The sequence below is a fragment of the Cupriavidus alkaliphilus genome, from assembly GCF_900094595.1.
Taxonomy (GTDB): domain Bacteria; phylum Pseudomonadota; class Gammaproteobacteria; order Burkholderiales; family Burkholderiaceae; genus Cupriavidus; species Cupriavidus alkaliphilus.
In genome coordinates, this window is sequence record NZ_FMAD01000002.1 from 514,595 (window position 1) to 534,756 (window position 20,162).

Consider the following 20,162-nt stretch of genomic DNA (forward strand, 5'->3'; position numbering starts at 1 on the left):
TCTTGCGCACTGACAGGGCCTGACTACCGTGGCGGACACGCTGTTTTCCGAATCTCCCGACCGTTCCCGGCAACCGCTGGCGGAGCGCCTGCGCCCGCGCACCATCGACGAGGTGATCGGCCAGCAGCACCTGCTTGGCGCGGGCAAGCCGCTGCGCGTGGCATTCGAGTCGGGCGAGCCGCATTCGATGATCCTGTGGGGGCCGCCCGGCGTGGGCAAGACCACGCTGGCACGGCTGATGGCGGATGCGTTCGACGCCGAATTCATCGCGCTGTCGGCGGTGCTGTCGGGGGTCAAGGACATCCGCGAGGCGGTCGAGCGCGCCGAGCAGTTCCGCGCCCATGGCCGGCGCACGCTGGTGTTCGTCGACGAGGTGCACCGCTTCAACAAGAGCCAGCAGGACGCGTTCCTGCCGCATGTGGAAAGCGGCCTGTTCACCTTTATCGGCGCCACCACCGAGAATCCTTCGTTCGAGGTCAACGGCGCGTTGCTGTCGCGCGCGGCGGTCTACGTGCTCAAGAGCCTGGACGATGCCGAACTGACCCAGCTGGCGCTGCGCGCCTCCGAGGAACTCGGCGGCATCAGCTGGCAGGATGAAGCGCTGCAGCTGATCGTGGCGTCGGCCGACGGCGACGGCCGCAAGCTGCTGAACAACATCGAGATCGTCGCGCGCGCCGCGCGCAATGCCGGCGCCGCGCAGATCGATACCGCGCTGCTCGGCAGCGCGCTGTCGGAAAACCTGCGCCGCTTCGACAAGGGCGGCGATGCCTTCTACGACCAGATCAGCGCGCTGCACAAGTCGGTGCGCGGCTCGGACCCCGACGCCGCGCTGTACTGGTTCTGCCGCATGATCGATGGCGGCGCCGACCCGCGCTACCTGGCGCGCCGCATTATTCGCATGGCGTGGGAGGATATCGGCCTGGCCGATCCGCGCGCCGCGCGCATCACGCTGGACGCGGCCGAGACCTATGAACGGCTGGGCTCGCCCGAGGGCGAGCTGGCGCTGGGCCAGGCCCTGATCTATCTGGCGGTCGCGCCCAAGTCCAACGCCGGCTACAACGCCTACAACGCCGCGCGTGCCTTCGTCGCCAAGGACAAGTCGCGGGCGGTGCCGGTGCACCTGCGCAATGCGCCGACCCGGCTGATGAAGGAGCTGGGCTACGGCCACGCTTACCGCTATGCGCACGACGAGCCCGAGGCCTATGCCGCGGGCGAGCATTACTTCCCGGACGACCTGAAGGCGCAGGGCTGGTACCAGCCGGTGCCGCGCGGACTGGAAGGCAAGATCGCCGAGAAGCTGCGTCACTTGCGCGAGCTGGACGATGCCTGGCATCGCGAGCAGCGTGCCGCGAAGCCGAAGGACCACGGCAAGGGCGGCAAGACCAGCGAATAGGTTTGCCTGTTTGCTAACGTGGGTGCAGTAAAATGGCGGGTCCGCCGGCATGTCGCTGGCCCTGCACTCCACCTTAGCAACATGCTCGACATCCAGCTGTTCCGCAAAGACATCGACGCCGTGGCGCAACGCCTTGCCACGCGCGGCTTCCAACTCGACGTGGCGGCGTTCCAGGCACTCGAGGCCGAACGCAAGCAACTGCAGACCCAGACCGAGGAACTGCAGGCGCGCCGCAACAGCCTGTCCAAGCAGATCGGCGTGCTCAAGGGCAAGGGCGAGGATGCCTCGGCCGTGATGGCGGAAGTGGGCGGCATCGGCGACACGCTCAAGGCCTCGGCCGCGCGGCTCGACGAGATCCAGGCGCATCTGGGCGAACTGATGCTGTCGATTCCCAACCTGCCGCACGAGAGCGTGCCGGTGGGCAACGACGAGACTCAGAACGTCGAGGTGCGCCGCGTCGGCGAGCCACGCCAGTTCGACTTTGCCGTGCGCGACCACGTCGACGTGGGCGAGAAGCTGGGGCTGGATTTCGACACCGCGGTCAAGGTGACGGGCTCGCGCTTCTCGATGCTGCGCGGCGGCATGGCGCGCCTGCACCGCGCGCTGGTGCAGCTGATGCTCGAAACCCATACGCAGGAACACGGCTATACCGAGATGTACGTGCCGTACATCGTCAACGCCGCGTCGATGCGCGGCACCGGCCAGCTGCCCAAGTTCGAGGAAGATCTGTTCAAGGTGCCGCGCAAGATCGGCAGTGAAGACGGGGAGCGCATCGAGAACTTCTACCTGATCCCGACCGCCGAGGTGCCGCTGACCAACATCGTGCGCGACGCCATCGTCGCCGGCGAGAAGCTGCCGCTGCGCTTCGTCGCGCATACGCCGTGCTTCCGCTCGGAAGCGGGCTCGTACGGCAAGGACACGCGCGGCATGATCCGCCAGCACCAGTTCGACAAGGTCGAGATGGTGCAGATCGTTCCGGCCGCGCAATCGTTCGACGCGCTGGAAGAACTGACCGGGCACGCCGAGGCGATCCTGAAGAAGCTGGAACTGCCGTTCCGCACCATCGTGCTGTGCACTGGTGACATGGGCTTCGGCAGCACCAAGACCTATGACCTCGAAGTGTGGATCCCGGCGCAGAACACCTACCGCGAGATCAGCTCTTGCTCGAACATGGGCGACTTCCAGGCGCGCCGCATGCAGGCGCGCATGCGCGCGGGGCAGGGCAAGCCGGAACTGGTGCACACGCTGAACGGCTCGGGCCTGGCCGTCGGCCGCACGCTGGTGGCGATCCTGGAGAACTACCAGAACGCCGACGGCTCGGTCACGGTGCCGGCCGCGCTGCAGCCGTACATGGGCGGCGTCACCCGCCTGGAACCGGAGCTGTAAAAAATCTGTTGTCGGCCTCTTGCACTGGCCGGCGCCGTGTGGCTATAATCTTGGTTTCGCCACACGGCAAAGCAGTTACCGGAGAGGTGGCAGAGTGGTCGAATGTACCTGACTCGAAATCAGGCGTACCGGCGACGGTACCGTGGGTTCGAATCCCACCCTCTCCGCCAGACAAGAAGCTGCCCGGTCTCGACCACCGGACAGGCAACAACAGTGTAGTAAAACTCAGGCCGACGCTCACGAAAGTGCGCGTCGGTTTTGTTTTTTCGGCGGCCGGTTTTGTGCTGCGGCCACGGCACGCGCCGGCTGGTGCACTATCATGGCGATCCGCCACGCAGGATGCCGCACCATGACCCAGCCCCCCGACAATGCAGCCGCCGCACCGGCCTTCCACGGCGATCCGTCCGAACTGCCGGCCGATCCCGATCTTGTCTACGGCATGCCGTACCGGCACTACAAGGGCGGCGCCTATACGGCGGTAGGCATCGGGCGCTTCGAGGCCGACCTGGCGCCGGTGGTGGTCTACCGCGCCATGCGCGATCCGTCGCTGCTGTGGGTGCGCCGCGCCGATGTGTTCAGCGAACCGGTGGCCACGCCGCAGGGCGAGGTGCCGCGCTTCGCGCCCGACTGGCCCGCGGCCCTGGCCTGCCTGGATTTCCTGCCGCGCCAGGCGGTGCTCGATGTGCTGTCGCTGCACGACACGCCGTACCGCCGCTACCACGACCGCCGCCATATCCTGGAGATGTTCGAGGCCGCCCATGCACGCGGCGTGGCGCTGGACCGTGCCCAGGCGCTGGCGGTGCTGTGCCACGACGCAGTCTATGTGGCCGGCTGCGAGCACAACGAAGCCGCCTCGGCCGCCATGATCGATTCCGTGGCGCCAGATGAGGCGCGCGCGGTGCTGGAGCGCGCCGCGCAGATCGTGCTCGATACGCGCGGCCATCGACCCAGTTGCGCGGGCGCCGACACCGTGCTCGATCTCGACCTGCTCAGGCTGGCCGCGCCGCCGGATGTGTTCGACAGCCACAGCCAGGACGTCTTCGCCGAGAACCGCGCCTTGCTGGCCGCGCGCACCGGCTTGCAGGGCGATGCGCTGTGGGCCGAGTTCATGCGCCGCCGCGCCGCATTCCTGAGCCAGCTGGCGCGGCGCCCGCAACTGTTCCTGACCGCGCCCTTCGCCGACTGCGAGGCGCCGGCCCGCGCCAATATCGCGCGCAGCGTGGCCGCGGCAGAGGCGGCCGGTGACTGACGCGCCGGCGCGCGTGAGCGAGCTGGTCCAGGCCTGGCTCACGCCGGGCACGGCGCTGGGGCTGCTTGCGCTGTTCACGCTGGTGACGTTGCTGCTGCTGAGCCTGGTGCCGCTGCTGGTGGCGCTGTTGCGGCCCGTGGTGCACTGGCTGGACCGCTGGCGCGTGTGGGGTGCCGGCGCGCTGTCGTCACGCGTGGCGGAGCGGCCGCGGCGGCTGGGCGCGCTTACGCTGCGCGTGCTCGAGCGCGACGTGGCCGAGCTGCTGCTGGTGCTGCTGGCCGGCGCCGTGCTGCTGGCCTGCGGCAGCGCGCTGTTCTGGCTGGCCGGCGAGGTCGCGGAGAATGCCGACGTGGTGCGCCTGGACCAGCAGGTGTACGCGGGCCTGCGCGCCTTGCGCAGCGACTGGCTCGACGTGGCGATGGTGGCCGTGACCGAGCTCGGCGGCGGTCGTATTTCCGTGGCGGTGGGCGTGGCGGTGTTCGCGTGGCTGTGCTGGCGCCGGGCCTGGATCGTGGCGCTGTACTGGGCCGCCGCGCTGCTCGGCGCGCGCGCCTGCGTGATGGCGCTCAAGCTGGGCATGGCGCGCGTGCGTCCGGCCAGCATCTACAGCGGCCTGGAATCGTATTCCTTCCCCAGTGGCCACGCCACCAGCAGCATGGTCACGTATGGCTTCCTGGCCTTCCTGATGTGCCTGCGCCAGCCGTGGCGCGTGCGCATTCCGGTGCTGGCGCTGACCGTGGTGGCGGTGGCGGCGATCGGCGTGTCGCGGCTGTACCTGGGCATGCACTGGCTGTCCGACGTGGCCGCGGGCTATGCGCTCGGGCTGGCGTGGATCGCGCTGCTGGGCACCGCCTACCGCACGCTGCACGGGCCGGCGCCGCAGGGCTCGGTGGCGCCGTCGCGGCTCGGTGTGGTGGCGGCGGTTGCGGTGGTGGCGGCGTTCGGCTACGTGGCGTGGTTCCGGCTGCCGGATACGCTCGAGCGCTATCGCCAGGCCGGCGCTGCTACGCTGGCGTCGCAGCCGCGCCAGCCTCTGGTGCTGGCGGCAGGCGCGACACCAGCAGCTGGTCGATCTTGTGATGGTCGATGTCCAGCACTTCGAAGCGATAGCCCGCCACGGTGATCGACTCGGACTTCTTCGGGATGCGCTTGAGCGCATAGATCACCAGTCCGGCCGCGGTATCGACGTAGTCCTCGCCGGGCAGGGTGTCGAGCTCCAGCGCCTTCTTCAGGTCGACCAGCGGCGTCAGGCCATCGACCAGCCACGAGCTGTCGTCGCGCCGCACGATCTGCTCGTCTTCGCTCGAATAGAGAATGTCGCCCATCAGCGCGCCGACGATGTCGTCCAGCGTGACGATGCCCACCACCAGCCCGTACTCGTTCATGACCACGGCAAAGCTCTGGTGCATCTCGCGGAAGCGCGTCAGCGACTCGGACAGGGTCAGCGTGTCGGGAATCACCAGCACGTTCTTGTCGTGGTAGCGGCCGATATTGCCCATCACCGCGGCGCTTTCATCGGCCAGCAGCAGCTGCAGGATGTCCTTGGAATCGATATAGCCCTGCACGTCGTCCAGGTCGTGCCCGCACACCGGGTATTGTGCGTGCGGCTGGTTGACCAGCTTGCGGCGCACGCTGTCGGCGGGCTCGTCCAGGCTCAGGTAGACCACCTCGTCGCGCGGCGTCATGATCGCGGTGATGCCCTTGAAGTCGAGTTCGAACACGTTCTCGATCAGGTGCAGCTCATGCTTGTGCAGCACGCCGGCCTCGGCGCCGGCATCGACCATCGCGGCGATGTCCTCGGTGGTGATCTGGTCCACCGGCTTGGTCGGCAGTCGCAGCAGCCGCAGCATGGCATCGGCGGCGGCGTTGAAGACCCACACCAGCGGCCTGAGCACGCGCAGCAGCGTCAGCATCGGGTCGATCACGGCCAGCGCGCAGGCCTCGGGAAAGGTCATGGCGATGCGCTTGGGGATCAGGTCGGCGAACTGGATGAACAGCAGCGTCACGATCAGGAACGAGCCGATATTCGCGGCGCGCTGCGCGTGCACCACCTGCATGTAGGGCGATAGCGCTTCGAGCAGCAGGTCGGACACATGTTTCTCGCCCAGGATACCGGCCAGGATGGCGACGCTGTTGACCCCGATCTGCACGATGGTGAAGAAATTCCCGGGCTCTTCCTTGAGCAGCAGCACGCGCGTGGCGCGGCCGTCGCCGCGTTCGGACAGCACCTGCAACTTGGTGCGGCGGGCAGCGGTCAGCGCGATCTCGGAGATCGAGAAAAAGGCGCTGACAAGGACGAGCAGGATCAGGGTCAGGACGAACATAGGCAGGGTTGCGCTGGCAGGTTGTGCCTGCAGGCGGCTTGATGATGGTGCACGGCGCGCGCGGCTGTCAATCTGTGCTCCCGTCAGTCGCGGCGTCTGGCGGGGGCGGCGTCGAAGCTTGCCGTCGGCGCTTCCAGCCGCTGCGGCAGCGTTGCCGCCAGCGTCTCGGCGGCCTGCGCGAACTGGTCGCGCAGGTCGTCGGCCAGGCTTGAGCCGGCGCGGTGGCTGGCGCGCAGCATCTGGATCTCGAACGGCAGCACCGGCGCCACGTCATGCAGCGCGACGCGCTCCGCGCTGGCGCTGAGCGCGGTGTACTGGTCCAGCAGGGTCATGCCCAGGCCCGCGTCGACCAGCGCCAGCGCCAGCGAGTAGGTCTGCACCTCCAGCATCGAGCGCGGTTCCAGCGCGTGCCGCGCCAGGGTCTGGCGCACCAGCAGGCCGAGCGAGCTGTTGTCGTCATAGCCGATGAAGGCGCGCTCCATCAGCCGCTGCATCGGCACCATGCGGCGGCGCCCGCCGGCGGGCAGCGGTTGCGCGCGCGGCACCGCCAGCAGCATGCGGCCGCTCGCCACCGGCTCGCTCGAGATGGCCTCGTGCCGAGGCGGGGCGAAGGCAAAGCCCAGGTCGATCTGGTTGGCCAGCAGCGCGCCGACGATCTCGTCGGTATGGTGCGTCAGCACCTGCACCTGGGTGTCGGGGTGGCGTGCGCAGAAGCTGCGCACCGCCGGCACCAGCAGCGGGTTGGCCAGGCTCGGCGTGGCGGCCACGCGCAGCCGGCCCGCACCCTTGTGGCGCAGGCTTTCCGAGACCCGGCGCACGCGTTCGATCTCGCCATATAGCCTTTCGACATCCCCATACAGCGCGTTGGCCTCGGGCGTTGCCTGCAGCCGTCCGCGCACCCGCTCGAACAGCCGGAAGCCGAGCGAGGCCTCGGCATGCTGCAGCACGCGCGTGACCACCGGCTGCGACACGTGCAGCAGGCGCGCGGCCTCGCTGACGGTGCCGGTCAGCATCACGGCGCGGAATACTTCGATCTGGCGCAGGCGCATGGCGTCCGGGGCGTGGTGGAAAGGGCGTGGCAAGGCGGCGATTGGCGCCCATAGCCTGAAGACATATTCTGGCACGTATTCGCATTGGGCAAGCCGGCGCGCTTGCACTACGCTCTGCCTGATGGACACGAGCAAAGGAAAGGCAATGCGGGTGGTGATCGTGGGCGCGGGCGTGGTGGGCATGACCACGGCATGGCGCCTGGCCGAGGATGGCCACCAGGTGACGGTGCTCGAGCGCCACGACGGCCCCGGCGAGGAAACCAGCTTTGCCAATGGCGGGCAGCTGAGCTACAGCTACGTGGCGCCGCTGGCGGGGCCGGGCGTGCTGGCCAAGGTGCCGGGCTGGCTGCTGCGGCGCGATTCGCCGATGCGCTTTCGCCCGGCGGCGGACCCGGCGCAGTGGCGCTGGCTGGCCGCCTTCATGTCCGCCTGCAACAGCGCCACCAGCGAGGCGACCACGCGCAAGCTGCTGCGGCTGGGCTTCTATTCGCGCGACCTGATGCAGGCCTTCGTGGCCCGGCACCAGCATGACGACGGCGGCGCCGGCTTCCATTTTGCGCGGCGCGGCAAGCTGGTGGTGCACCGCGACGCGGCGGCGTTTGATTCGGCCTGCCGGCTGCTGGACTACCAGGCCAGCCTGGGCTGCGAGCAGCAGGCGCTGGACCGCGATGCCTGCGTGGCGCTGGAGCCAGCGCTGGCCGGCATCCGCGACGACATTGCCGGCGCGATCCATACCCCGAGCGAGGAGGTGGGCGACTGCCATCGCTTCTGCCTGTCGCTGGCACGGTTGCTGCAAGACGGCGCGTACGCGGGCGTGTCGATGCGCTTTGGCACCGTCGTGCAAGGGCTGGTGCAGCAGGGCGGGCGCGTCACCGGGGTGCGTACGCCGGCCGGGGTGGTGCCCGCCGACGTGGTGATCGTGTCGGGCGGCATCGGCAGCGTGCCGCTGCTGCGCCCCCTCGGGGTACGGCCGATGCTGTGGCCGCTCAAGGGCTACAGCATCACGGTGCCGCTGGCCGGGGGCGCGCAGGCGCCGCATATCAGCGTGACGGATTTTGCCAACAAGATCGTTTATGCCCGGATCGGCAATACACTGCGGGTGGCAGGCATGGCCGACCTGGTGCGCGGCGGCACCCGCATCGATCCGGAACGGGTCGGCACGCTGGTGGCCCAGACCCGCGCGTTGTTTCCCGGCATCGTGCCGGACCAGCCGCTGGCGCAGCTGCAGCCGTGGGCCGGGCTGCGACCGGCCACGCCGGATGGCCTGCCGCTGGTGGGACCGTCGCGGGTGTCGGGGCTGTGGCTCAACCTGGGCCACGGCGCGCTGGGGTTTACGCTTGCGATGGGCAGTGCCGGCCTGCTGGCCGACCGCCTGGCGGGGCGCCGTCCCGCCATCGACGCAGAGGATTTCGACGCCGCGCGCGCCTAGCGCCGCGGCCGAGCATGGGTTGTTGCCGTACCGGTAAGTCCGCAGTACCTGAAGCTGTCCATAAAACATGCCTCGATGACCAAGCCCCACTACAAGGAGCGCCACATGCAAACGCTGCACCCCCACCGATCCGCCACCCGCCGCGCACTTGCGGCAGCCACGCTGCTGCTGGCCGCCGGCGCCGCCCATGCTGCCGACGGCGACACGCTGAAGAAGATCAAGGACAGCGGCGTGATCTCGCTCGGCTATCGCGAATCGTCGATCCCGTTCTCGTACACCGACGGCAAGGAGGTCATGGGCTACTCGCATGAGATCCTGCTGCAGATCGTCGACAAGGTGAAAAGCGAGCTGAAGATGCCCAACCTGCAGGTGCGCCTGACGCCGATCACCTCGCAGAACCGGATCCCGCTGGTGCAGAACGGCACCATCGACATCGAATGCGGCAGCACCACCAACAACCTCGAGCGCCAGAAGCAGGTCGCGTTCTCCAACAGCCTGTTCGTCTACGGCATCAAGATGCTGACCAAGAAGGATTCAGGCGTGAAGGAGTTTGCCGACCTGAAGGACCGCAACGTGGTCACCACGGCAGGCACCACCGGCGAGCGCCTGCTGGTGAAGATGAACGGCGAGAAGGCCATGAACATGAACCTGATCAGCACCAAGGACCACGGCCAGTCCTTCCTGATCCTGGAAACCGGCCGTGCCGCGGCGTTCGTGATGGATGAGCCGCTGCTGTACGGCGAGCGCACCAAGGCCAAGAACGCCGCCGAATGGGTGGTGGTGGGCGCGCCGCTGCAGACCGAGAACTACGCCTGCATGTTCCGCAAGGACGATCCCTCGTTCAAGAAGCTGGCCGACGGCGTGATCGCCGACCTGCAGACCAGCGGCCGTGCCGAGAAGCTGTACAACAAGTGGTTCATGACGCCGATCCCGCCGCGCGGCATCAACATGAACTACCCGCTGTCGGCCGACATGAAGGCGCTGTTCGCGGCGCCCAACGACAAGGCCTATCAGTAAGACAGGGGGCTGGCGGGGGCGCAACCGGGCCTCGCGGTTATTTAGCCATGATGAATCGATATTTAGCATTCGATAGTGTTTGCGGTAGTGTTGAGCCCGATATAGGCTCATAGCAGCACAACAGCCGGCGGCCCTCCAAAAGAGGCCAGCCGGCGCTGCCTCACACTGCTTATCCGCATCGACTGGAGAACATATGCGATCGCTTCGTACTGGCTGGTTCAAATCCCTGCTGGCCGCTTCCCTGGTGGCCGGCGCCGGCCTGGCGGCCACCGCGGCCCATGCCGCCGACCTGCTCGACACCGTCAAGCAGGCCGGCGTGCTGAAGATCGGGCTGGAGGGCACCTATCCTCCGTTCGGCTTCCGTGGCGCAAAGAACGAGCTGGAAGGCTTCGACGTCGACGTGGCGCGGGCGGTGGCGGCCAAGCTCGGCGTCAAGCCGGAGTTCGTCACCACCGAATGGAGCGGCATCATCGCCGGCCTGCAGGCGGGCAAGTTCGACGTCATCGTCAACCAGGTCAACGTCACGCCGCAGCGCCAGCAGGTGCTGGATTTCTCCACGCCCTACGTCTACTCGGATGCGCAGCTGATCCAGCGCAAGGATGACAAGCGCCAGTTCAAGTCGCTGGAAGACCTGAAGGGCCACAAGCTCGGCGTCAGCCTGGGCAGCAACTACAACGACCTGGCCAAGTCCGTGGCCGGCATCGAGGTCAAGACCTATCCCGGCGCACCCGAGTACCTGCGCGACCTGGCGGCGCAGCGCGTCGACGCCGCGCTGAACGACCGGCTGATGGTCGCGTATCTGGTCAAGACCGCCAACCTGCCGCTGCGGCCGGGCGCGATCGTGGCCGGTGCCACCACGCAGGTGGCGATCCCGTTCCGCAAGGACAACCCCAAGTTCGCGCAGGCGATCAACCACGCCCTGGAGGAACTGGGCAAGGACGGCACGCTCGGCAAGCTGTCGGTGAAGTGGTTCGGCACCGACGTGACCAAGCCAGCCGGCAAGCCGGTGAAGTAAGCCGGCCGGCAGGGCGTTATCATGTCGCGGCGCGGCGGCCTGCACGGCTGCCGCGCCGCTTTGCTTTGTGTCCTTTATTTCTGATTATTTTCGCGCCGCCACGCCATGCCCGCTCTCCAGCTCGTCATCGACTCCCTGCCCGTGCTGCTGCAGGGCACGCTGCTGACCATCAAGTTCGCGTTGTGGTCGATGGTGTTCGGGCTGATGCTGGGCACCGTGGTGGCGCTGATGGGCATCAGCCATAGCCGTGCGCTCAAGGCAGTGGCGCGCAGCTACGTCAGCATCATGCGCGGCACGCCGCTGCTGGTGCAGATCTTCGTGGTCTACTACGGGCTGCCCGGCATCGGCATCGCGCTGGAGCCGACGCCCGCCGGTGTGCTGACGCTGAGCCTGAACGTCGGCGCCTATTTGTCGGAGAGCATGCGCGGCGCCATCCTGGGCGTGGCGCGCGGGCAGTGGCTGGCCGCCTACAGCCTGGGCCTGACGCCGGCGCAGGCGCTGCGCTACGTGGTGGGCCCGCAGGCGCTGCGGCTGGCGGTGCCGAGCCTGTCGAACAGCCTGATCAGCCTGATCAAGGATACCTCGCTGGTATCGGTCATCACCGTCACCGAGCTGCTGCGCACCGCGCAGGAGGTGATCGCCGCCACCTACCAGCCGTTGCCGCTGTATTTGGCGGTGGCGGCGATCTACTGGGTGTTGAGCACGGGGTTGTCGGGGCTGCAGCACAGGCTGGAGCGCAGGCTGGCGCTGCCAGGGCGGCACTGAGTCCTGCGGACAGGAAAGGGGAGAGCGGTGCCAGGCGCTCCCAAGCCGCCCGAACTGGCCTAAGCAAGGTGTTCTCCCTCTCCCCTCACGGGGAGAGGGTCGGGGTGAGGGGTGGTCTAGCGAGGCACCACATCAATCGAAGCCCTCGGTTTTTTCCAGCACGCCGCCCGTTGAAGCGCCGGCCCTCACCCCCGCCCCTCTCCCGCAATCGGGAGAGGGGAGCACCCCCTCGACATAGCGAAAGGCCTTACCCCTGCGCGATGCGCCCGGCGATATGCCCCAGCGCCTCTTCCACCTGGTCCACCAGGATCAGGCACAGGTCGCCCGGCTGCAGGTGCGACAGCGCGGTGTCGATGGCGAGGAACTCGCCGCGGATTTCCTCGACCTGGCTGGCGCGTTGCGCGCCCTGCAGGCCTTCGCGCAGCAGCGCCAGCACCTCGCCGTCGGCGCGGCCGCGCTGGCACTGGTCCTGGTACAGCACGACCTCATCGAACGCGCCGCCCAGGATCTGGGTCTGGCGGCGGATGTCGTCGTCGCGGCGGTCGCCCGCGCCGCTGATCACCACCACCCGCCGCTTGGCCGGGATGGATTCGATCGCGTTGCATAGCGCCAGGATGGCATCCGGGTTGTGGCCGTAGTCGGCAATCAGCGTGGCGCCGCGGTAGTCGAACACATTGAAGCGCCCGGGCGCGGTCTGCGCATCGTTGACGAAGGTGGCCAGCCCGCGGCGGATCACCGACCAGTCGATGCCCAGCGCCCACGCGGCGGCGATCGACGACATCGCATTCTCGACCTGGAAGCCGATGGTGCCGTTGCGCGTCAGCGGGATCTCCGCCAGCGCGATGCGCACTTCGGCATCGCCTTCCGCGGTGACGATGTCGGCGCCGTCGACGAACACCACGCGCTTGCCCTGCGCGCGGTGCGTGGCCATGGCGGGCTGGTCGGGATCGTGCGCGAAGAAGGTGACGCTGCCGGGGCAGGCGTCGGCCATGCGCACCACCATCGGGTCGGCGGCGTTGAGCACGGCCATGCCGTGCGGCGCGACGTTCTGCACGATCACGCTCTTGAGCACCGCCAGGTCTTCCACCGAGTTGATGTAGGACAGGCCCAGGTGGTCGCCTTCGCCGACGTTGGTCACCACCGCCACATCGCAGCGGTCGAAGGCAAGGCCTTCGCGCAGCAGGCCGCCGCGCGCGGTTTCAAACACGGCGGCGTCGACGTCGGGGTGCAGCAGCACGTTGCGCGCGCTGCGCGGGCCGCTGCAGTCGCCGGTGTCGATGCGCTCGCCCTGGATATAGACGCCGTCGGTACCGGTCATGCCCATGCGCAGGCCGCTGCTGGCCATGATATGGGTGATCAGCCGCACCGTCGTGGTCTTGCCGTTGGTGCCCGACACCGCCACCACCGGGATGCGGCCGTCATCGCCGTCGGCAAACATGGTGGAGACGATCGCTTCGCCGACCGCGCGGCCCTTGCCGTAGGACGGCTGCAGGTGCATGCGCAGGCCCGGCGCGGCGTTGACCTCGACGATGCCGCCGGCCTGTTCCTCGAACGGCTTGAGCATGGTCTCGCAGACCGCGTCGACGCCGGCGATGTCCAGGCCCACCATCTGCGCCGCCGCCACCGCGCGCGCGGCGATGTCGGGATGGACGTCGTCGGTGACGTCGGTGGCGCTGCCGCCGGTGGACAGGTTGGCGTTGTTGCGCAGTACCACGCGGGTGCCGGCGGCCGGTACGGAATCCGCGGTCAGGTTCTGCTTGGCCAGCGTCGCCAGCGCGATATCGTCGAAGCGGATCTTGGTGAGCGAGGTGGCATGGCCTTCGCCGCGGCGCGGGTCGCGGTTCACTTCCTCGACCAGCTGGCGCACGGTATGCACGCCGTCGCCGATCACCTGCGGCGGATCGCGGCGCGCGGCCGCCACCAGCTGCTTGCCGACCACCAGCAGGCGGAAATCATGGCCCGGGATATAGCGCTCGACGATCACGTCGGAGCTGATGTCCGAGGCGACCTCGTAGGCGGTCATCACTTCCTCGCGGGTGCGGATGCGCACCGCGACGCCCTTGCCCTGGTTGCCGTCGCGCGGCTTGACCACCACCGGCGCGTCGATCTCCTGCGCCGCGGCCCAGGCTTGCTCGGCGCTGCGCACCGAGCGGCCCAGCGGCACCGGCACGCCGGCGGCGTGCAGCAGGCTCTTGGTCAGTTCCTTGTCCTGCGCGATCGACTCGGCCACGGCGCTGGTGCGGTCAGTCTCGGCCGCCTGGATGCGGCGCTGCTTGCTGCCCCAGCCGAACTGCACCATCGAGCCCTGGGTCAGGCGCCGGTACGGGATGCCGCGCGCGACCGCGGCGTAGACGATCGAGCCGGTGCTCGGCCCGAGGCGCACGTCCTCGTCCAGCTCGCGCAGGCGGTGCAGCGCGTCGGCGAGGTCGAACGGGGTGTCGTGGCGCGCGGCCTGGCACAGCGCCTCGGCCAGTTCGAAGGCGAGCCGGCCGACTTCCTCCTCGCTGTATTGCACGATCACCTGGTAGATGCCGGGCTCGACCGTCTGCGCGGTGCGGCTGAACGTCACCGGGCAGCCGGCGGCGGCCTGCAGGCGCAGCGCGGTCACTTCCAGCACGTGGGCCAGCGACAGCTCGACCGATTCCTCGTCCGGGCGCAGCGGCCCGATCTCGGGGAAGCGGGCGCGCAGCCGGTCTTCGAAGCCGGGCAGGGCCGACAGCATGTTGGCGGTGTCCTGGCAGGCCACGATCGCCTCGATGGCGGTGTGGCGGCACCACAGGTTCGGGCCCCGCAGGGCCCGGATACGGGAGACTTCCATAGAACGGTTTCCGTGTCTTCTATGCGCGGTTAGCTGGGGGCATCAGGCGCGGCGGGCAGGCTGGCCCATCCAGTGGTGTACCAGGTCGACGGTGGCGCCGGTGGCGGCCTCGTCGCACTGCAGCACCAGCAGGTCGCCCGGCACCAGCTGGCTGAGGGCGGCTTCGATGGCGCTGGCACGCGTGCCTTCGTCGATGATCTTGGTCACGCGCCGGCCTTCGTACAGGCCCTGCTTGAGCAGCGCGCGCGCCTCGGCGTCGGGCAGGGCGCGCTTGACGCTGCGGTCCTCGCACAGGAACACGCGGTCGAAATGCTGGCCCAGGGCCTTGCCCTGGCGCACCAGGTCGTCGTCGCGGCGCTGCACGCCGGCGCCGTAGACCACCATGCGGCGCTCGGCCGGGAAGCGGTCCAGCGCGGTCGCCAGCGCTTCGAGCGCGGGGGCGTTGTGGGCGTCGTCGACCACCACCGTGGCGCCGTTACGCTCGAACAGCGTGAAGCGGCCCGGCACGTCGACCTGGCCGACATCGAAGGTCACCACGCCGGCGCGGATCAGGTCATTGGAGATGCCCAGCGCCCAGCCGGCGGCGACCGCGGCCAGCACGTTCTCGATCTGGAACGCGACGCGGCCGGCGTAGGTCAGCGGCACCGCCGCCACGTCGACCAGCGCGGTCTCGCTGTTGCCGGTGGCCAGCACGATCTTGCCTTCGCGCACGTACACCGCGCGCTTGCCCGCGGCGCGGTGCGACATGATCGCGGGCAGCTCCGGGGTCAGGCCGAAGAAGATCACGTCGCCGTCGCACAGCTCGGCCATCTCGACCAGGCGCTCGTCGCGCGCGTTGAGCACGGCGGCACCGTTCTGCAGCACCACGTCGACCTGCGTGCGCAGCACGTTGTACATGCGGTCTTCGTCTTCGACGTAATAGTCGCCGAGATGGTCGGGCTGGTCGAAGTTGGTGACCACGCCGACCTGGCAGCGGTCATAGGCCAGGCCCTCGGACAGGATGCTGCCGCTGTCGTTCTCGAACACGGCGGCCTCGACCGCGCGGTTCATCAGGATGCGGTGGCCGGCTTCCCAGTTGGCGCGGTCGCCGCTTTCGACCTGGCGGCGATCAAGGAACAGGCCGTCGCTGCAGGCCAGCCCGGTATGCTTGCCCGACAGCTGCAGCAGGCGCGCTACCAGCCGTGCCACCACGGTCTTGCCGTTGGTGCCGGTCACGCCCACCACCGGGATGCGGCCCTGGTCGTCTTCCGACTCCGGGAACAGGTGGTTGACGATGGCGCGTCCCACCGGGCGCGGCGTGCCCTCGGCGGGCTTGATATGCATCAGCAGGCCGGGGCCGGCGTTGACTTCGACGATGGCGCCGCGTTGTTCGTGCAGCGGGCGCGAGATGTCCTCGGCCACCAGGTCCACGCCGGCAATATCCAGCCCCACCACGCGCGCGGCCAGCGCGGCATGCGCGGCCACGCTGGGGTGCACCCGGTCGGTGACGTCGAAGGCAACGTTGCCATTGCGCTGGATCAGCACGGTGCGGCCTTCCGGCGGCACCGAACTGCCGTCCATGCCCTGGCGCTTCAGCTCCAGCCGCGCGGCGGAGTCGAGGCGCACGCGGTTGAGCGGGTGGTCCTCGGTGCTGCCGCGGCGCGGATCGGAATTGATCTGCAGTTCGATCAGCTCGTCGATGGTGGACTTGCCGTCGCCGACCACGCTGGCGGTCTCGCCCATGGCCGCGGCCACCAGGCGGCCGCCCACCACCAGCAGGCGGTGCTCGTTGCCCGGGATGAAGCGCTCGACAATGACGCCGCTGCCCTCGTCGATGGCCACGCCATAGGCGGTTTCCACTTCCTCGCGGGTCATCAGGTTGGTGAACACACCGCGGCCATGGTTGCCGTCATAGGGCTTCACCACTACCGGCACGCCGATGTCCTCGGCGGCATCCCAGGCATCCTCCGGCGATTCGACCAGGCGGCCTTCCGGCACCGGCACGCCGCAGGATTCGAGCAGGCTCTTGGTCAGGTCCTTGTCGCGCGAGATGCTTTCGGCGATGGCGCTGGTGCGGTCGGTCTCGGCGGTCCAGATGCGGCGCTGGCGCGCGCCGTAGCCCAGCTGCACCAGGTTGCCGTCCGACAGGCGGATCGCGGGGATGTCGCGGTCGTCCGCGGCATCGACGATGCAGGCGGTGCTGGGGCCCAGGCAATGCTTGTCGACCAGGCGGCGCAGGTGGTCCACCGTAGCGGGGACGTCGTAGGGGCGGTCCTCGATCGCGGCCATGACCAGGTCGCGCGCGGCGAACAGGGCGGCGCGGGTGACTTCTTCGTGCCAGGCGCGCACGATCACCTTGTACACGCCGCGCACCGGCGTTTCGCGCGCCTTGCCGAAGCCGCCCGGCATCCCCGCCAGGTTTTGCAGCTCAAGCGTCACGTGTTCCAGGATATGGCCCGGCCAGGTGCCTTCCTTCAGCCGCTGCAGGAAGCCGCCGCGCTCGCCGATGCTGCAGCGATGCTCGATCAGCGACGGCAGCCAGGCCGACAGGCGCTCGTAGAACCCCGGAATCGTGTTGGAGGGAAAATCCTCCAGTTCCCCGATATCGACCCATGCCTCCAAAACGGGCCGATATGTCCACATATTCGGGCCGCGCAGCGACATGACATCGAAAATCTCAATGTCCTTCTTTTTCATTGAATTAGCTTGAGGCAGTGGGCGGAACGCCCGAGAAATGGAAGCCTAACCTTTCAGTAACGTTACAGCACGAAGCGGGTTGACTTTCTTGGTGTAAAAGTGATTGTGCAATGCATCAGGGCTACCCGCGCGTTCGTCGTTATGTATACTGCGGGCGAATTCGCGGGCCGCCAGCGCGTGCCCGGCCTAAATTGTTTCAAGTTATGTCCGCAATCCCTGGACGCACGCCGCGCCATCCATGACCCAGTCCTCCCTGCCTGTCCCTACCGCCACCGCCGCCGACGAACCCTGGCGAGCTGAAGCCGGATCGTGGCTCCGACCCGGCGAGACTGTCCTGGCCGGACTGGCACTGGACCTCGACGCGAGGCTGCATTTTACCCAAGGGTGGCTGGTTGTGACCGACCAGCGCATCGTTGCCCATGCCCCCGGCGAAAAAAATGTGCGGGAATGGAACATCGCCCCGGCGCTGCGCCTTTCGCATACCGACCACGCAGGGGTCGGCACGCTGGAACTGACCGGCCCGGCCGGCCGGCTCGCCACCTGGCGATATACGCTTGGTTACAATCCCGCCGCTTTGCGGCTGGCGGACCAGTTCGAGGCCCAGCGCGACGCCGCCGCCTCGCCTCCGGTCACCGGCGCCGGCGAGGTGTTGTGCCCGACCTGCAAGGCGCCGCTGCCCCCTGACGAGGAACAGTGCCCGCAATGCAGCCGCGAACTGGAGACGCCGCCGTCGACGTGGGCGCTGCTGCGGCTATGGCGCTTTGCCCGCCCATACCGCTGGCAACTGCTGGGCGGCTTCCTCCTCACGCTGCTGTCGACCGCCGCCACCCTGGTGCCGCCGTACCTGACCATGCCGCTCATGGACCGGGTGCTGATCCCGTTCCAGAACGGCGTGCCGATCGACTATGGGCTGGTGCGCCTGTACCTGGCAGGGTTGCTCGGGGCGGCGCTGGTGGCATGGTCGCTGGGATGGGCGCGCACCTACCTGCTGGCGCGGGTGTCGGAGCGCATCGGCGCCGATCTTCGCACCACAACGTACGAACATTTGCTAAAGCTGTCGCTGGAGTATTTTGGCGGCAAGCGCACCGGCGACCTGATGGCGCGCATCGGCTCGGAAAGCGACCGCATCTGCGTGTTCCTGTCACTGCACCTGCTGGACTTCGCCACCGACGTGCTGATGATCGTGATGACGGCGGTGATCCTGGTCTCGATCAACCCGTGGCTCGCGCTGGTGACGCTGGTGCCGTTGCCGTTTATCGCGTGGATGATCCACCTGGTGCGCGACCGTCTGCGCCACGGCTTCGAGAAGATCGACCGGATCTGGTCGGAAATCACCAATGTGCTGGCCGACACCATCCCCGGCATCCGGGTGGTCAAGGCGTTTGCCCAGGAAAAGCGCGAAGTCACTCGCTTCCGCGAGGCCAACAAGCACAACCTGGCGATCAACGACCGCGTCAACGCGGTGTGGTCGCTGTTCACGCCGACAGTGACGCTGCTGACCGAGATCGGGCTGCTGATCGTGTGGGTGTTTGGCATCTGGCAGGTGTCGCACAGCGCCATTACCGTGGGCGTGCTGATGGCATTCCTGACCTATATCAGCCGCTTCTATACCCGGCTGGATTCGATGAGCCGCATCGTCTCGGTGACGCAGAAGGCCGCCGCCGGCGCCAAGCGCATCTTCGACATCCTCGACCATGTGTCGAGCGTGCCGGAGCCGGCGCGGCCCGCCCGGCTGGACCGGGTCGAGGGCGCCATCGACATGAGCGACCTGGGCTTCCGCTACGGCAACCGCGCGGTGATCCGGGGGCTGAACCTGTCGATCGCGCCGGGCGAGATGATCGGCCTGGTCGGCCACAGCGGCTCGGGCAAGAGCACGCTGGTCAACCTGATCTGCCGCTTCTACGATGTGTCGGAGGGCGCGATCCGGGTCGACGGGGTGGATATCCGCTCGCTGCCGGTTTCGGAGTACCGCCGTCATATCGGCCTGGTGCTGCAGGAACCGTTCCTGTTCTTCGGCACGATTGCCGACAACATCGCCTACGGCAAGCCGGACGCCACGCGCGAGGAGATCATTGCCGCGGCGCGCGCCGCGCATGCGCACGAGTTCATCCTGCGGCTGCCGCACGGCTATGACTCGCTGGTGGGCGAGCGCGGCCAGGCGCTGTCGGGTGGCGAGCGCCAGCGCATCTCGATCGCGCGCGCGCTGCTGATCAACCCCCGCATCCTGATCATGGACGAGGCCACCTCGTCGGTCGACACCGCCACCGAGAAGGAAATCCAGAAGGCGCTGGACAACCTGGTGCAGGGCCGCACCACCATTGCCATCGCGCACCGCCTGTCGACGCTGCGCAAGGCGGACCGGCTGGTGGTGATGGACCGCGGGCAGATCGTCGAAGTGGGCAGCCACGACGAACTGCTGCTGCGCGAAGGCGCGTACTACAAGCTGTACCAGGCGCAGGCGCGCAATGTCGATACCGAAGACGACGACACCGAAGAGGCCATCCAGATCCCGGAGACTGCCCATGCCCAATGACATCGCCGCTGCCGCCGCCGCCGCCGCGCCGACCCCTGTGTTTACGCTGGACCGCAATCCCTTCGGCCGCCTGGTGCTGATCGCCGAGGACGGCACCGTCCATGAAGGCGTAGTGCCGGTGCGCGCCTTCCCGATCTCGGCGCCGCGCGGCGGCATCGGCATGATGAGCGCCGACGGGCATGAGGTGGTATGGATTCCGCGGTTGGAAGACCTGCCGATCGCCGAGCGCGACATGATCGAGGCGGAGCTGGCCTCGCGCGAGTTCATGCCGGAAATCGAGCGCATCGTCAGTGTGTCGACCTACGCCACGCCGAGCGTGTGGACGGTCAAGACCGACCGTGGCCAGACCGACCTGGTGCTGCGCGGCGAAGAAGCGATCCGGCGCCTGGCCGGCAGCACGCTGCTGATCTCGGACACGCACGGCATCCACTACCTGATCCGCGACCTGATGGCGCTGGACAAGCACAGCCGCAAGATACTTGACCGCTTCCTCTGAGGGGCGGCGGGG

14 protein-coding genes and 1 tRNA gene are annotated in these 20,162 nt (G+C 68.2%); 11 read left to right on the forward strand and 4 right to left on the reverse strand.

Features of this window, described 5'->3' with window-relative positions:
• Positions 1-28: 28 nt before the first annotated feature.
• The 5 genes from GA0116996_RS05875 (at position 29) to GA0116996_RS05895 (ending at position 5,151) form a co-directional block, all read left to right on the forward strand.
• Entirely contained in the window at positions 29-1,393 is a 1,365-nt protein-coding gene (locus GA0116996_RS05875) for a replication-associated recombination protein A (protein ID WP_092308137.1), read from the forward strand.
• 81 nt (positions 1,394-1,474) lie between these two features.
• A complete protein-coding gene (serS, locus tag GA0116996_RS05880; protein ID WP_092308139.1) occupies positions 1,475-2,779 on the forward strand; it encodes a serine--tRNA ligase in 1,305 nt (434 codons plus the stop codon).
• An 80-nt stretch (positions 2,780-2,859) separates the two neighbouring features.
• A tRNA-Ser gene (locus tag GA0116996_RS05885) sits at positions 2,860-2,949 on the forward strand.
• Positions 2,950-3,098: 149 nt separating this feature from the next.
• Positions 3,099-4,028: a DUF1653 domain-containing protein gene (locus GA0116996_RS05890; RefSeq protein ID WP_092308141.1), complete on the forward strand. Its 930-nt coding sequence runs from the start codon at positions 3,099-3,101 to the stop codon at positions 4,026-4,028.
• The gene (locus tag GA0116996_RS05895) at positions 4,021-5,151 is read left to right on the forward strand and encodes a phosphatase PAP2 family protein (RefSeq protein WP_116330500.1); all 1,131 of its coding nucleotides are present in this window, start codon (positions 4,021-4,023) and stop codon (positions 5,149-5,151) included. Before GA0116996_RS05890 ends, GA0116996_RS05895 begins: the two co-directional genes overlap by 8 nt.
• Here the strand turns inward: GA0116996_RS05895 and paeA are convergent.
• Both paeA and GA0116996_RS05905 read right to left on the reverse strand, forming a co-directional pair.
• The gene (gene paeA, locus GA0116996_RS05900) at positions 5,033-6,352 is read right to left on the reverse strand and encodes a polyamine export protein PaeA (protein ID WP_092308143.1); all 1,320 of its coding nucleotides are present in this window, start codon (positions 6,350-6,352) and stop codon (positions 5,033-5,035) included. The two genes, GA0116996_RS05895 and paeA, sit on opposite strands and share 119 nt — an antisense overlap.
• Positions 6,353-6,435: 83 nt before the next feature.
• Positions 6,436-7,401 (reverse strand): LysR substrate-binding domain-containing protein, encoded by a 966-nt coding sequence (locus tag GA0116996_RS05905; protein WP_092308145.1) that lies wholly within the window; start codon positions 7,399-7,401, stop codon positions 6,436-6,438.
• Between the two features lie 145 nt (positions 7,402-7,546).
• Here GA0116996_RS05905 and GA0116996_RS05910 point away from each other — a divergent pair, with 145 nt between their 5' ends.
• From GA0116996_RS05910 to GA0116996_RS05925, 4 genes are all read left to right on the forward strand, one after another.
• Positions 7,547-8,830 carry a D-amino acid dehydrogenase gene (locus tag GA0116996_RS05910; protein ID WP_092308147.1) on the forward strand — a complete coding sequence of 428 codons (1,284 nt, stop codon included), beginning with the start codon at positions 7,547-7,549 and terminating at the stop codon, positions 8,828-8,830.
• A 105-nt stretch (positions 8,831-8,935) separates the two neighbouring features.
• Positions 8,936-9,847 carry a glutamate/aspartate ABC transporter substrate-binding protein gene (locus GA0116996_RS05915; RefSeq protein WP_092308404.1) on the forward strand — a complete coding sequence of 304 codons (912 nt, stop codon included), beginning with the start codon at positions 8,936-8,938 and terminating at the stop codon, positions 9,845-9,847.
• Between the two features lie 193 nt (positions 9,848-10,040).
• On the forward strand, positions 10,041-10,862 hold the full coding sequence (locus GA0116996_RS05920) for a transporter substrate-binding domain-containing protein (RefSeq protein ID WP_092308149.1): 822 nt from the start codon (positions 10,041-10,043) through the stop codon (positions 10,860-10,862).
• A gap of 105 nt (positions 10,863-10,967) precedes the next feature.
• Positions 10,968-11,627, forward strand: a complete 660-nt coding sequence (locus tag GA0116996_RS05925; RefSeq protein ID WP_092308151.1) for an amino acid ABC transporter permease — start codon at positions 10,968-10,970, stop codon at positions 11,625-11,627.
• Positions 11,628-11,874: 247 nt separating this feature from the next.
• Here the strand turns inward: GA0116996_RS05925 and cphA (GA0116996_RS05930) are convergent, their stop codons facing one another.
• Together cphA (GA0116996_RS05930) and cphA (GA0116996_RS05935) are read right to left on the reverse strand one after the other, a co-directional pair.
• The gene (gene cphA, locus GA0116996_RS05930) at positions 11,875-14,445 is read right to left on the reverse strand and encodes a cyanophycin synthetase (RefSeq protein WP_092308153.1); all 2,571 of its coding nucleotides are present in this window, start codon (positions 14,443-14,445) and stop codon (positions 11,875-11,877) included.
• 42 nt (positions 14,446-14,487) lie between these two features.
• The gene (gene cphA, locus GA0116996_RS05935; RefSeq protein ID WP_092308155.1) at positions 14,488-17,121 is read right to left on the reverse strand and encodes a cyanophycin synthetase; all 2,634 of its coding nucleotides are present in this window, start codon (positions 17,119-17,121) and stop codon (positions 14,488-14,490) included.
• A 238-nt stretch (positions 17,122-17,359) separates the two neighbouring features.
• Here cphA (GA0116996_RS05935) and GA0116996_RS05940 point away from each other — a divergent pair, with 238 nt between their 5' ends.
• Together GA0116996_RS05940 and GA0116996_RS05945 are read left to right on the forward strand one after the other, a co-directional pair.
• On the forward strand, positions 17,360-19,654 hold the full coding sequence (locus GA0116996_RS05940; protein WP_092308157.1) for a cyanophycin metabolism-associated ABC transporter: 2,295 nt from the start codon (positions 17,360-17,362) through the stop codon (positions 19,652-19,654).
• Positions 19,644-20,150 (forward strand): cyanophycin metabolism-associated DUF1854 family protein, encoded by a 507-nt coding sequence (locus GA0116996_RS05945; protein WP_092308159.1) that lies wholly within the window; start codon positions 19,644-19,646, stop codon positions 20,148-20,150. Before GA0116996_RS05940 ends, GA0116996_RS05945 begins: the two co-directional genes overlap by 11 nt.
• Positions 20,151-20,162: the final 12 nt, after the last annotated feature.

Coding starts and splice junctions, on each gene's coding strand:
- serS (WP_092308139.1), top strand. CDS start 1,475: ATGCTCGACATCCAGCTGTTCCGCAAAGACATCGACGCCGTGGCGCAA.
- GA0116996_RS05890 (WP_092308141.1), top strand. CDS start 3,099: ATGGCGATCCGCCACGCAGGATGCCGCACCATGACCCAGCCCCCCGAC.
- paeA (WP_092308143.1), bottom strand. CDS start 6,352: ATGTTCGTCCTGACCCTGATCCTGCTCGTCCTTGTCAGCGCCTTTTTC.
- GA0116996_RS05905 (WP_092308145.1), bottom strand. CDS start 7,401: ATGCGCCTGCGCCAGATCGAAGTATTCCGCGCCGTGATGCTGACCGGC.
- GA0116996_RS05910 (WP_092308147.1), top strand. CDS start 7,547: ATGCGGGTGGTGATCGTGGGCGCGGGCGTGGTGGGCATGACCACGGCA.
- GA0116996_RS05915 (WP_092308404.1), top strand. CDS start 8,936: ATGCAAACGCTGCACCCCCACCGATCCGCCACCCGCCGCGCACTTGCG.
- GA0116996_RS05920 (WP_092308149.1), top strand. CDS start 10,041: ATGCGATCGCTTCGTACTGGCTGGTTCAAATCCCTGCTGGCCGCTTCC.
- GA0116996_RS05925 (WP_092308151.1), top strand. CDS start 10,968: ATGCCCGCTCTCCAGCTCGTCATCGACTCCCTGCCCGTGCTGCTGCAG.
- cphA (WP_092308153.1), bottom strand. CDS start 14,445: ATGGAAGTCTCCCGTATCCGGGCCCTGCGGGGCCCGAACCTGTGGTGC.
- cphA (WP_092308155.1), bottom strand. CDS start 17,121: ATGAAAAAGAAGGACATTGAGATTTTCGATGTCATGTCGCTGCGCGGC.
- GA0116996_RS05940 (WP_092308157.1), top strand. CDS start 17,360: ATGACCCAGTCCTCCCTGCCTGTCCCTACCGCCACCGCCGCCGACGAA.
- GA0116996_RS05945 (WP_092308159.1), top strand. CDS start 19,644: ATGCCCAATGACATCGCCGCTGCCGCCGCCGCCGCCGCGCCGACCCCT.